This window comes from Streptomyces sp. a15 (assembly GCF_059026085.1).
Window position 1 is genome coordinate 25,443 of the sequence record NZ_JBWLKM010000078.1, and the last position, 11,364, is coordinate 36,806.

An 11,364-nucleotide genomic window follows, 5' to 3' on the forward strand; every position below is an offset into this window, starting at 1 on the left:
GCTACCGGATGGCTACCCAACTCCTATGTGATTGCTCACGGATGGAGCGTCAGCCCGCCGACTCCGCCGCGTGCGGGCTGAGCACGCCCATGGTGACCAGGACGACGATCAGGATGCCGAGGGCGATGCGGTAGTACACGAACGGCATGAAGCTCTTGGTGGAAATAAACTTCATGAACCAGGCAATTACGGCATATCCGACTGCGAAGGCGATCACCGTCGCGAAGATCGTCGGTCCCCAGGAGACGTGGTCGCTCTCCATCGCGTCGTTGAGTTCGAACAGGCCGGAGGCGAGTACCGCGGGGATGGCGAGGAGGAAGGAGTAGCGGGCCGCGGCCTCGCGCTGGTAGCCCATGAAGAGGCCGCCGCTGATGGTGGCGCCGGAGCGGGAGACGCCCGGGATGAGGGCGCAGGCCTGGCAGAGGCCGTAGATCAGGCCGTCCTTGACGCTCAGGTCCTCGAGTGTCTTGCGCTGCTTGGCCGCGCGGTGCCGGCCGCCGTTCTCGTCGCGGGCCGCCAGCCGGTCGGCGATGCCGATGATCACGCCGACCACGATCAGCATCGTCGCGGTGATCCGCAGATCGCGGAACGGGCCCTCGATCTGGTCCTTGAGCGTCACCCCGAGCACGCCGATCGGGATCGAGCCGACGATGACCAGCCAGCCCATCTTCGCGTCGTGGTCGCCGCGCAGCTGCTTGTTCACGAGCGAACGCGACCAGGCCGAGATGATCCGCCCGATGTCCTTGCGGAAGTAGATCAGCACGGCGGCCTCGGTGCCGATCTGGGTGATCGCCGTGAAGGCGGCGCCCGGGTCCTCCCAGCCCGAGAAGGCCGCCGTCAGGCGCAGGTGCGCGCTGGAGGAGACGGGGAGGAACTCGGTCAGCCCCTGGACGAGTCCGAGGATGAGGGATTCAAACCAAGACATGAGGTTACGGAGTCCAAGCGCTGATCGTGGTGAGGAGCGACGGGCGCACCGAGCCACCGGTGCGGTGATCGGAAGTGTCGAGGGGCAGCGTAGCGCCCTGAAGTGACGGCCCCGGCACAGGGGTTTGGATGAGGCGACCCGGGCTAGGCGGCGGTCGGCCCGGCCACTGTCCAGCCCTCGGCCTGGGGGCGGGCCGTCAGGTCCTCGTGGCGGACCGTGTCGCCGCAGGCCCGGCAGGTGACGACCGGGGCGAGTTCGTGGCCGCAGGAGTGTTCGACCACCATCGGGCGGTCGTCGCGCCGGTGCAGATGGCGGTCGCCCCAGGCCATCAGGGTCATGAGGACCGGCTCCAGTTCGAGTCCCGCCTGCGTCGGCCGGTACTCGAAGCGCTGCGGCCGCTCGCTGTACGCCTTCTTCGTCAGGATCCCGGCGTCCACGAGCCGGCGCAGCCGGGTGGCGAGGATGTCGCGGGGGGCGCCGATGTTGCGCACCAGCTGGTCGAAGCGGCGGTTGCCGAGGCACACCTCGCGCAGGACCAGCAGGGAGTACTTCTCGCCGACGACTGCGAGGGTGTCGGCGATGGAGCAGGGGCGCGGGTCCTTGGTGGCGGCCATGGCGTTCAGTCTAGGGGAGGGTTTGAATTTCCAACTCACCGAGCTATGGTGAGTTTGGATTTCCTACTCGCCGGTAGTCGCCGGTACTCAACGTGGAGGCCGCACCATGCGCGACGCAGTCATCGTCGAAGCCGTACGCACCCCCATAGGCAAGGGCAAGCCGGGCGGCGCCCTCGCGCACGTCCACCCCGTCGAACTCCTCGCCCACACCCTGCGCACCCTCGTCGAGCGCTCCGGCGTCGACCCGGCGCTGATCGACGACGTGATCGGCGGCACCGTCGACCAGGTCGGCGAGCAGGCCATGAACACCACCCGCTACGCCGTCCTGTCGGCGGGCTTCCCGGAGACCGTCCCGGCGACCACCGTGGACCGTCAGTGCGGCTCCTCCCAGCAGGCCGTGCACTTCGCCGCGCAGGGCGTCATCTCCGGCGCGTACGACCTCGTCGTCGCCTGCGGTGTCGAGTCGATGAGCCGGGTCCCGATGTGGTCGAACGTGCCGGACGGCAAGGACCCCTTCGGCCCCGGAGTCGCCGAGCGCTACCAGGAGGGCCTCGTCCCGCAGGGCATCAGCGCCGAGCTGATCGCCGCCAAGTGGTCGATCACGCGCGAGCAGATGGACGCCTTCGCGGTCTCCTCGCACCACAAGGCCGCCGCGGCCTGGGACGCGGGCCTGTTCGACGCCGAGGTCGCGCCCGTCGAGGGCGTCTCGCGCGACGAGTGCGTACGGCCGGGCAGCAGCACCGAGATCCTGGCCGGCCTGAAGCCCGCCTACCACGACCCGGCCTTCGCCGAGCGCTTCCCGCAGATCGAGTGGAACGTCACCGCGGGCAACGCCAGCCCGATCAACGACGGGGCGTCCGCGGTACTCATCACGTCCAGCGAGACCGCGGCCCGTCTCGGCCTGCGTCCGCTCGCCCGGCTGCACAGCTTCGCCGTCACCGGCTCCGACCCGATCCTCATGCTCACCGGCGTCATCCCGGCGACGGAGAAGGTGCTGCGCAAGGCCGGCCTCAACCTCGACGCCATCGACCTGTTCGAGGTCAACGAGGCGTTCTCGAGCGTGGTGCTCGCCTGGCGGCAGGAGACCGGCGCCGACCTCGCCAAGGTCAACGTGCACGGCGGCGCGATCGCCCTCGGGCACCCGCTCGGCGCGAGCGGCACCCGGCTGACGACCACCCTCGTGCACGCGATGCGTGAGCGCGGCGCCCGCTATGCCCTGCAGACGATGTGCGAGGCGGGCGGGCTGGCCAACGCGATGATCCTGGAGTCCGTGTAACGGGTTGCCTGAGCAAGAGCGTCACCGGAGCAAGGGCTTATCGGACCCCGCGCAGGTGGTGTCGCTTGCGCCAGGCCACCACCGCGCCCGCCAGCGCCGGCAGGGCGATGCAGGCCATCGCGATCAGGAAGGCCGGCGAGGTCGGCGCGGAGGCGCGGGCGCCCGCGACGACGTACGCGGCGGTGTTCGGGATGGAACCGAGCGCCGTCGCCACGAGGAACGGGACATAGCCCATGCGGGAGACGGCGGCGCAGTAGTTCGCGGCCCAGAACGGCACCCCGGGGAACAGCCGCGCCGCCAGCATCGACCGGAAGCCGTGCCGGCTGAGCTGCCCGTCCGCGGCCTTGAGCCACCGGCCGCGCAGCAGCGGGCGCAGGGCGTCCTGGCCGAGGATCCGGCCGAGACCGAAGGCGAGCCCGGCGCCGAGCACCGTGCCCGCGATCGCCGAGCCGACACCCAGCTGGGAGCCGAAGAGCGCGCCCGCCCCGAGGTTCAGCAGCGGGCGGGGCACGAACGCCACCGTGCACAGCCCGTAGGCCACCGCGAACACCAGCGCCGCCGCGGCTCCGCCGAGCTGCGGCGGCCAGCCGTCCGCCAGCAGTCGCTGCGGTTCGAAGAGCAGTACGGCCGACGCGGCGCCCGCCAGCAGGGCGATGAGCAGGGACAGGCGCGACCACGGAGAGAACAGCACTCTCGTGCAGCGCGCGGCGAGGCCCACCGGAGCGGGTACGGCGAGCTCCGTGACGGGGACGGCGACGGCGAGCTCCGTGGCGGTGGCCCGGGGAGTGGCCGTGGCGGTGCCCCCAGAGCGGGTGGTGGCATCGAGCATCCAGTGACGGTAACCGACGGACATGTGTGATCGCCGTATGGATCCCGTCCGTTGTGCCCGTCGGCACGCCCAAAAACCATTCGACGTGGGGCAAAGCGTCGGCAATGATCTGCGTCATGTTCCGGTACGCCTTCCTCCTCGCAGCATCCGCAGTCGCGGACGCGCCGAAGGCTGCCGTCCTCTTCTTCTTCCCGGCCGCTGCCGACGGCGCCCGAAGCTGACCCTCTCCGGATCGTCCGGCGGACCCCGCAGGGGGAGGGTCGGCGAGTACTCGGGGTCCCCATCTCTGCGAAGAGATCCGCTGAAGAGATCCGCTGAAGAGATCTGCTGACGAAGAGGCTTCGAGGTATCGCCATGTCCAAGACGGCATACGTCCGCACCAAACCGCATCTGAACATCGGCACGATGGGTCATGTCGACCACGGCAAGACCACCCTGACCGCCGCCATCACCAAGGTGCTCGCCGAGCGCGGCTCCGGCACGTTCGTGCCGTTCGACCGCATCGACCGGGCGCCGGAGGAGGCGGCGCGGGGCATCACCATCAACATCGCGCACGTCGAGTACGAGACCGACACCCGGCACTACGCGCACGTGGACATGCCGGGCCACGCCGACTACGTCAAGAACATGGTCACCGGCGCCGCGCAGCTCGACGGGGCGATCCTCGTCGTCTCCGCGCTCGACGGGATCATGCCGCAGACCGCCGAACACGTGCTGCTGGCCCGGCAGGTGGGCGTGAACCACGTCGTCGTCGCCCTCAACAAGGCCGACGCGGGCGACGAGGAGCTCATCGACCTGGTCGAGCTCGAGGTACGCGACCTGCTCACCGCGCACGGCTACGGCGGTGACTCGGTGCCCGTCGTACGGGTTTCGGGGCTGAGGGCGCTCGAGGGGGACCCGCGCTGGACGACCTCGATCGAGGCGCTGCTCGACGCGGTGGACACGTATGTGCCGATGCCCGAGCGGTATCTGGACGCGCCGTTCCTGATGCCGGTGGAGAACGTGCTCACCATCACCGGGCGGGGGACGGTCGTCACGGGTGCGGTGGAGCGGGGCACGCTCCGCCTGGGTGACCGGGTAGAGGTGCTCGGCGCGGGCGTGGAGAGCGTGGTGACCGGCTTGGAGACGTTCGGCAAGCCCATGGAAGAGGCCCAGGCCGGGGACAACGTCGCGGTGCTGTTGCGCGGCGTGCCGCGCGACGCGGTGCGGCGGGGACACGTGGTGGCCGCGCCCGGGAGTGTGCCGGCCGGGCGGCGGTTCTCGGCGCGGGTGTACCTGCTGTCCGGTCGAGAGGGCGGGCGTACGACACCGGTCTCCACCGGTTACCGACCGCAGTTCTACATCCGGACGGCGGATGTGGTCGGGGACGTGGACCTGGGAGAGGTCGCTGTCGCGCGGCCCGGCGAGACGGTGACGATGACCGTCGAGCTCGGACGTGACGTGCCGCTGGAGCCCGGGCTGGGATTCGCCATCCGCGAGGGTGGCAGGACCGTCGGGGCGGGGACCGTGACTGCCGTCGTCTGAGGGCGGCGGGTGTGCGTGGGGGACTGCGGGGCCGTTGTGGCTGGTCGCGCCCACGCGGCGGAGCCGCATGATGTCACAGCCCCGCGCCCCTGAGGGGCGGGCTGCGGCACAGGCACAATAAGAAGGTGAACGAGCTCATACCCGTCACCCGCGACGTCGATCACGGGGTCGCCAAGCTGATGCCCGACGTCGACCGGGAGCGGGCCTGGCTGCTGACCGTCGACGGGGCGCCGCAGTCGTACGTCGATCTGGACGAGCCGGAGTATCTGGAGTTCGAGTACGCGCGGCGGCTCGGGCATGTTCTGGACGTCGTCGCGGAGGCGGGGCGTCCGCTGGACGTGCTGCACCTCGGCGGGGGTGCGCTCACCCTGCCCCGGTACGTGGCGGCGACCCGGCCCGGCTCGCGGCAGGACGTCGTCGAGGCGGACCGCGCCCTGCTGGCGCTGGTCGGCGAGTACCTGCCGCTGGACGAGGGTGCGGGGATCGCGCTGCACGCCGCCGATGCCCGCGCCTGGCTGGAATCGGCCCCTGCGCACTCCGCCGACGTCCTCGTCGCCGACGTCTTCGGCGGCTCCAGGGTGCCCGCGCACCTGACGTCCGTCGCCTACGCCCGCGAGGCCGCGCGGGTGCTGCGCGGTGACGGCGTCTACCTGGCCAACCTCGCCGACGCCTCGCCCTTCACCTTCCTGAGTTCCCAACTGGCCACGTTCGCCACGGTGTTCGAGGAGCTGGTGCTGATCGCCGAGCCGGCCGTGCTGCGCGGGCGCCGCTTCGGAAACGCGGTGCTCGTCGCCGCGCACCACCCGCTCGACACGGCCGCCCTGACCCGGCGCACCGCCTCCGACGCCTTCCCGGCCCGGGTCGAACACGGGCCCGCCCTACGGAAGTTCATCGGCGGCGCGCGGGCGGTGCGGGACGCGGACGCCGTACCGTCACCCGTGCCCCCCGAGGGGGCGTTCGGCATCGGCTGACCCGCCGCCGGTCAGCAGGCCGGAGTTCCGGCCCTGTTCGTCCTGGCCCAGGCCGGGCCAGGACGAAGCGTCGGTCCTCAGCCCGTCGGATCCCCGTGCAGCCGTACCGTGCTGAGGATCTTCATGATGGTCTCCTTGGAGACCTCTTCCTTGACGCCCTTGGCCCCGTAGAAGTTCCACGACACGAAGTCGCCGTCCGAGTTCTTGAAGCCGAAGGTGATCGCCTTGCCGTCGGTCACGCACTTGCCCGTCGCGGGCGTGTCCTTCGAGGACGCCCAGGCATAACTGCCCTGGATGCCGGACGTGGTGGTGTAGGGCGTGGCCTTCTTGTCGAGCGTGATGCTCTTCTTGTCCGGCTGCGTGTAGCCGCCGTAGACCCACCAGGCGGGGGTGTTGATCGCGACCTCGTCGGTGTCCTTGGCGCCGTTGGCACCCTTGGTGCCGGTCGCGGCCAGGGACATGGTGTCGGTCTGGCCGTCCTTGTCGTCGTCGGACTCGCACCAGTTGGACTTGAGGATCGCCGGCGCTGACATCGTGATGATCGGCTTGAGATCGTCCGAGTTCTCCTCCTCGAAGGCGACGGCCGACGTCGGCGACTGCACCTCCCAGTCGGCCGGTACGTCGAAGGCCGTGCCCCACTTGGGGTTGACGACGATCTTCCAGCCCTTGATGGTCGCCTGCTCGGCGTCACCGCCCCGCGGATTCTCCTCGGAGGCCGACGCGCTCGGCTCGGTGGACGGGCTCGCGGACGGCTTCGCATCCTTGCCGCCGCCCGCCTCCTCGTCCTTGTCGCCGCCCAGGACCAGGAACCCGGTCACACCGGCGGCCGCCACGACGGCCAGCGCCGCCACGATCGCGACGACCTTCGTCCGGTTGCCGCCACCACCGGGCGGCCCGGGCGGGCCCGCCGGCGCCGGAGCACCCCACTGCGGCTGCTGCGCATAGGGGTTGGGCTGCTGGAATCCGGGCTGCTGATACGGATTCGGCTGCTGGTACCCCGGCTGCTGGTACGGGTTGTGCTGCTGTTGCGGGTTCTGCTCGCCCCCGGGCGGCTGTTCTCCTGGCCACATGGGCAGCCACCCTAGCCCCGCCGGGGACACGATTCGGTCACTGCCCCTTGTCAGGGGCGTAGCAAATCAGCGCTCTGCGTCGGACGTGTAGAGCCGTACGGTCTTCATGATCTCCCGCACCGTGGCGTCCGGAACCTCGTCACCGACGCCCGCGACGCCGAAAAGCGACCAGGACGCGAAGTCTCCGTCGGAGTCCTTGAAGGCGAAGGTCGTCGCCTTGCCGTCGGTGTCGCACTTGTCCTTCTTGGCGACTCCGGAGGATGTCGACGTGGCGACGCTGCCGGTGAGGCCGGAGGCGGTGGTGAAGGATGTGACCGGACCGGTCGTGACCTTCTTCCGGTTCGGCTGGGTGTATGCGCCGTAGACCCAGGTCGAGGAGTCGGTGCGGGCGATGTCCTCGGTGTTCTTGGCCCCCTTGTTGCCCCTGGTGCCCACGCTGGCCAGCGGCGAGTAGTCCGTCTGGCCGTCCTTGTCGTCGTCCGAGCCGCACCACTTCTCCCTGAGGACCGCGGGGGCCTTCATGGCGACGAGGGGCTTGTCCTCCGGGTCGTCGTCCTTCGAGACCCACGAGACCCAACTCGTCGACTGCAGCGCCCAGTCGGCCGGTACGTCGAAGGCGACACCCAGGTCCGGGTTCACCACGACCTTCCAGCCGGCCACGGTGGGCTTCATGGCGTCGGTGGCGCGGGGGTTGTCCGCGGTGGAGGGGGATGCCGAGGCCGATGACGTCGTCGGGCCGGGACCGGCCTTCTCGTCCGTGCCGCCGCCGAGCAGTACGGCCCCGGTCACTGCGCAGGCCACGACCACGGTCGCGGCCACGGCGATCGCGACCATCTTGGTACGGCGCCCGCCGCCCTGCGGTGCGGCGGTCACGGTGGGGGCGTCCCACGGCTGCTGCTGCCCGCCGTAAGCGTTCGGCTGCTGGTACCCGGGCTGCTGGTATCCGGGCTGCTGGTATCCGGGCTGCTGATACGGGTTTCCCTCAGCCGGGTGCTGCTGCGGGTTCTGCCCGCCCCCCGGCGGCTGCTCTCCTGGCCACATGGGCCGTAAGGATACGGCGATCATTCCGCGGCTCTGGCCCCGCGAGGCTACTCGTGGGTAACATGTCGGCATGAGCGCAGATCAGATGTCCATCGGCGAATTGCTCGCCGCCACGGTTCCGATGGTTCGCACGCTGAACCTGGAGTACCTGGAGACCACTCCGGAGAAGGCCGTCCTGGCCCTCCCGGACCAGAGCGAGTACCGCAACCACGTCGGCGGGCCGCACGCCGGCGCGATGTTCACGCTGGGGGAGTCGGCCAGCGGTGCGATCGTCCTGGCCGCCTTCGGGGACCAGCTCTCGCGTGCCGTGCCGCTTCCGGTCACCGCCGAGATCGCGTTCAAGAAGATCGCCCTGGGGCCGGTCACGGCCACCGCCACGCTCGGCCGCCCCGCCGCCGAGGTCGTCGCCGAACTCGACGAGGGCAAGCGCCCGGAGTTCCCGGTGACCGTCGCCATCCAGCGCGCGGACGGAGCGGTCACCACGGAGATGACCGTGACCTGGACGCTCCGGCCCAACGGCTGAGCCTCGGCTCGCGGGAAGGGTGCCGCTCAGGGTGTACGGCCCGAGCGGCACCCTCTGCTCGCGATCAGGCCGCGAACCGCTCGCGCCTCGGCGCCTCGGCGCCCCCCAGACCCGCGACGAACTCCTTGAGCCAGGCCGCGAATTCGGGCCCGAGGTCGGCCCGCCGCGCTCGGGCGGGGTGCGCTCCAGGGTGTCGAAGACGGCGGGGTCGAGGACGTGGCGGCCGATGACCGCGCAGGCGCTGGGGGCGTCCCGCGGTGACGGCTTCTCGACCAGGCCGGTGACGTGGACGACGTCGTCCTCGCCGAGCAGGACGGCGAACGTGGGGATGATCATCCGGCTCATGCCGGCGCATCGGGGCGGGACGGGAACTTGAAGATTTGGTGTGCCAATCGGCCGCCGCTGCACACAACTTGACGGACCGGCTCCGGCGTTTTTTCGAATGCGGGTGCGGATACCGCCGGTAACTTTTCTGAAGTTACTGCATTTTGAACTCTGGTCACTCGAACTTCTTGTTTCCTGTGAGTCGTTTGTGCGAAAGTGAGCGGCCCCGTGACCGACCGCTCATAACGCCCGCTCATAATCGCCCCGCACCTGACGCGGCATAGGTACGCACCAATCAGGCCCCTGCTTTCCTACAGACGCGCATTTCGCATGCCGTCCTGCGGCTTGGAAGGAAATGGTCCAGTGCAATCCCCGTACCCCCCACGCCCCCCGTACCCGCCCCGGCCCGGATCGAACGGCGGGGAATCCGACCGCGATCTCATGGCCCGGCTCGAAGCGGCCGGAACGGACGCCCATGCCGTCGCGCTGTTGATGGCCCGGCACTGGCGGGCGACCTACGACTACGCGGGCATCTGCCTGGTGTCGTCGGCGGGTTCGGCGTCGATGGCGGCCGCCGCGGCGTTCCACCGGGTGCTGGGACGGGCGGGCGGCGGTGCCGTACGGCCCCAACTCCTCAGCGCGGTACGGGAAACCGTGAAGGAGTGGGCCGCGGACGACGGCATTTCCGCCGTACTGCCGGAAGTCCGCAAACCGACCGGCGGGCGCGGACTGCGCGCCGCGAGGTCGGCAACCCCGGAAAGGCGACAGCTCGCCGAGCGCGCATTCCAGGCTCTTCCGGGAGCCTCCCAATGCCTGCTGTGGCACACCGAGGTCGAGGCCGAGCCCATATCCGTACCGGCCGGACTGCTGGGGGTGGACCCGGCCCGGGCCAGGGCCGGTCTGGAGCAGGCGCGGGAGCAATTCCGGGCGGGCTGCGTACGGGCCCACCGGGAACTCGCGCCGACCACGGAATGCCGTTTCTACAACCGTCTCCTCGATGTTCCCATTCGCCGGGGCGGAGGACTGTTGCCCGATGTGCAACAGCATCTGGCCGGGTGCCGGTACTGCCGGCACGCGGCCGAGCAGCTCAGCCATTTCGAGGGCGGACTGGAGGAGCTGCTCGCCGAGACCGTCCTCGGCTGGGGCGCTCACCGCTACCTCGACTCGCGGCCCGGCCGGGGGAACGTCCAGGCCGCGTCCGGCGCGCGGCTCGCCGTACGGCCGAGGCCCGCCGGCCGGCACCGCCCCGCTCCGGCCGGCGCCTTCGCCGCGCCGCGCAGGCACACCAAGGCGTTGCTCGTGGGTGCCGGTCTGGCGTCCCTCGCCCTGCTCGCCTCCGTGCTCGTCGCCGAGGGCTGGTCCGACGAGGGCGGTGTCCCCGGACCCCGCGCCACCTGGGGTGCGCCCAGCGGCCACTCCGTCTCCCCGGGCACCGTGGGCGAGGCGCCGTCCGCCGCCTCCGTGGGGAGCCGCGCCGAGGTCGCACACGGCAGGCTCCGCAACCTCGCCGCCGATCTGTGCCTCGACGTGCGCGGCGGCGGCTCCGAGGACGGCGCCGGGACCCTGCTGACGGCCTGCTCGGCGGCCGCGTCCCAGCAGTGGTCGTACCAGGGCGACGGTCTGCTGCGCAGCGCCGTCGATGCCACCCGCTGCCTCGACGCCGACGCCGACGAGGGCTCGGTCGTCCTGGCCGACTGCGTGGTGCACGCCGGTGAGGTCCGCTACGACCTCACCGTCCGCGGTGAACTGCTGCTGCGCAGGGGTGGGGGCCTGCTCGTCGCGCCCGGCCCCGGGAACACCGTGGTCGTCGCCGACCGGGACGGGTCGGCGAAGCAGCGGTGGGTGCTGGAACCGGCGAGCGGCGCCACGGATGGCGCGGAGCCGCGGGGCGGGACGCGGGACGGCGGTCCCGGGACCCCCGATGCACCGCCGGCCACCTCGCCGTCGCCCGACGCCAATTCGCCGCGCAAGGATCCCGAGGCTCCGCAGGGCGACCCGGTGGTGCCGCCGCCGCAGTTCGAGAAGCGCATGGCCCAGGTCGACGCCGACACCACCGACACCACCGACACCACCGGCAGCGACCCCGAGCCGGTGGCGCCCGCCGAGGAGGTGCAGACCCTTCCGGGCGCCGTGCTGGACTCGGCGGGGTCGGTCGCCGAGACCGTCACCACGAACCTCGGCACGGCCCTCGGCTAGGGGGTGTTTCGAAAGTCCTGTGCGGTGCCCGCGGTGTCCGGTGCGTGCTCTCGGTGTGCCGGACGGAAGGC

Annotated in this window: 10 protein-coding genes and 1 pseudogene; 5 read left to right on the forward strand and 6 right to left on the reverse strand. The window is 70.9% G+C overall.

The window, feature by feature from the left end:
• Window positions 1-49 precede the first annotated feature (49 nt).
• Both AC5P09_RS41925 and AC5P09_RS41930 read right to left on the reverse strand, forming a co-directional pair.
• The gene (locus AC5P09_RS41925) at window positions 50-925 is read right to left on the reverse strand and encodes an undecaprenyl-diphosphate phosphatase (RefSeq protein WP_493878950.1); all 876 of its coding nucleotides are present in this window, start codon (window positions 923-925) and stop codon (window positions 50-52) included.
• Window positions 926-1,068: 143 nt separating this feature from the next.
• The gene (locus tag AC5P09_RS41930; RefSeq protein ID WP_493878951.1) at window positions 1,069-1,539 is read right to left on the reverse strand and encodes a winged helix-turn-helix transcriptional regulator; all 471 of its coding nucleotides are present in this window, start codon (window positions 1,537-1,539) and stop codon (window positions 1,069-1,071) included.
• Window positions 1,540-1,645: 106 nt separating this feature from the next.
• On the opposite strand from AC5P09_RS41930, the gene AC5P09_RS41935 reads away from it, so the two are divergent.
• Window positions 1,646-2,815, forward strand: a complete 1,170-nt coding sequence (locus AC5P09_RS41935; RefSeq protein ID WP_493878952.1) for a thiolase family protein — start codon at window positions 1,646-1,648, stop codon at window positions 2,813-2,815.
• Between the two features lie 37 nt (window positions 2,816-2,852).
• Here AC5P09_RS41935 and AC5P09_RS41940 read toward each other — a convergent pair whose 3' ends face one another.
• Window positions 2,853-3,644 (reverse strand): TVP38/TMEM64 family protein, encoded by a 792-nt coding sequence (locus AC5P09_RS41940; RefSeq protein ID WP_493878953.1) that lies wholly within the window; start codon window positions 3,642-3,644, stop codon window positions 2,853-2,855.
• Window positions 3,645-3,998: 354 nt separating this feature from the next.
• Here AC5P09_RS41940 and tuf point away from each other — a divergent pair, with 354 nt between their 5' ends.
• Both tuf and AC5P09_RS41950 read left to right on the forward strand, forming a co-directional pair.
• On the forward strand, window positions 3,999-5,168 hold the full coding sequence (gene tuf, locus AC5P09_RS41945) for an elongation factor Tu (RefSeq protein WP_493878954.1): 1,170 nt from the start codon (window positions 3,999-4,001) through the stop codon (window positions 5,166-5,168).
• 125 nt (window positions 5,169-5,293) lie between these two features.
• On the forward strand, window positions 5,294-6,139 hold the full coding sequence (locus AC5P09_RS41950) for a spermidine synthase (RefSeq protein ID WP_493878955.1): 846 nt from the start codon (window positions 5,294-5,296) through the stop codon (window positions 6,137-6,139).
• A 77-nt stretch (window positions 6,140-6,216) separates the two neighbouring features.
• On the opposite strand, the gene AC5P09_RS41955 is transcribed toward AC5P09_RS41950, so the two are convergent.
• Window positions 6,217-7,209 carry a DUF8017 domain-containing protein gene (locus tag AC5P09_RS41955; RefSeq protein WP_493878956.1) on the reverse strand — a complete coding sequence of 331 codons (993 nt, stop codon included), beginning with the start codon at window positions 7,207-7,209 and terminating at the stop codon, window positions 6,217-6,219.
• Window positions 7,210-7,275: 66 nt separating this feature from the next.
• Window positions 7,276-8,250, reverse strand: a complete 975-nt coding sequence (locus tag AC5P09_RS41960; RefSeq protein WP_493878957.1) for a DUF8017 domain-containing protein — start codon at window positions 8,248-8,250, stop codon at window positions 7,276-7,278.
• Between the two features lie 85 nt (window positions 8,251-8,335).
• On the opposite strand from AC5P09_RS41960, the gene AC5P09_RS41965 reads away from it, so the two are divergent.
• On the forward strand, window positions 8,336-8,773 hold the full coding sequence (locus AC5P09_RS41965) for a DUF4442 domain-containing protein (RefSeq protein ID WP_307679970.1): 438 nt from the start codon (window positions 8,336-8,338) through the stop codon (window positions 8,771-8,773).
• Window positions 8,774-8,928: 155 nt separating this feature from the next.
• Here the strand turns inward: AC5P09_RS41965 and AC5P09_RS41970 are convergent.
• Window positions 8,929-9,076 (reverse strand): annotated as a pseudogene (locus AC5P09_RS41970) (UTP--glucose-1-phosphate uridylyltransferase); the annotation flags it as partial.
• A 462-nt stretch (window positions 9,077-9,538) separates the two neighbouring features.
• Here AC5P09_RS41970 and AC5P09_RS41975 point away from each other — a divergent pair.
• Entirely contained in the window at window positions 9,539-11,293 is a 1,755-nt protein-coding gene (locus AC5P09_RS41975) for an RICIN domain-containing protein (protein WP_493878958.1), read from the forward strand.
• Window positions 11,294-11,364: the final 71 nt, after the last annotated feature.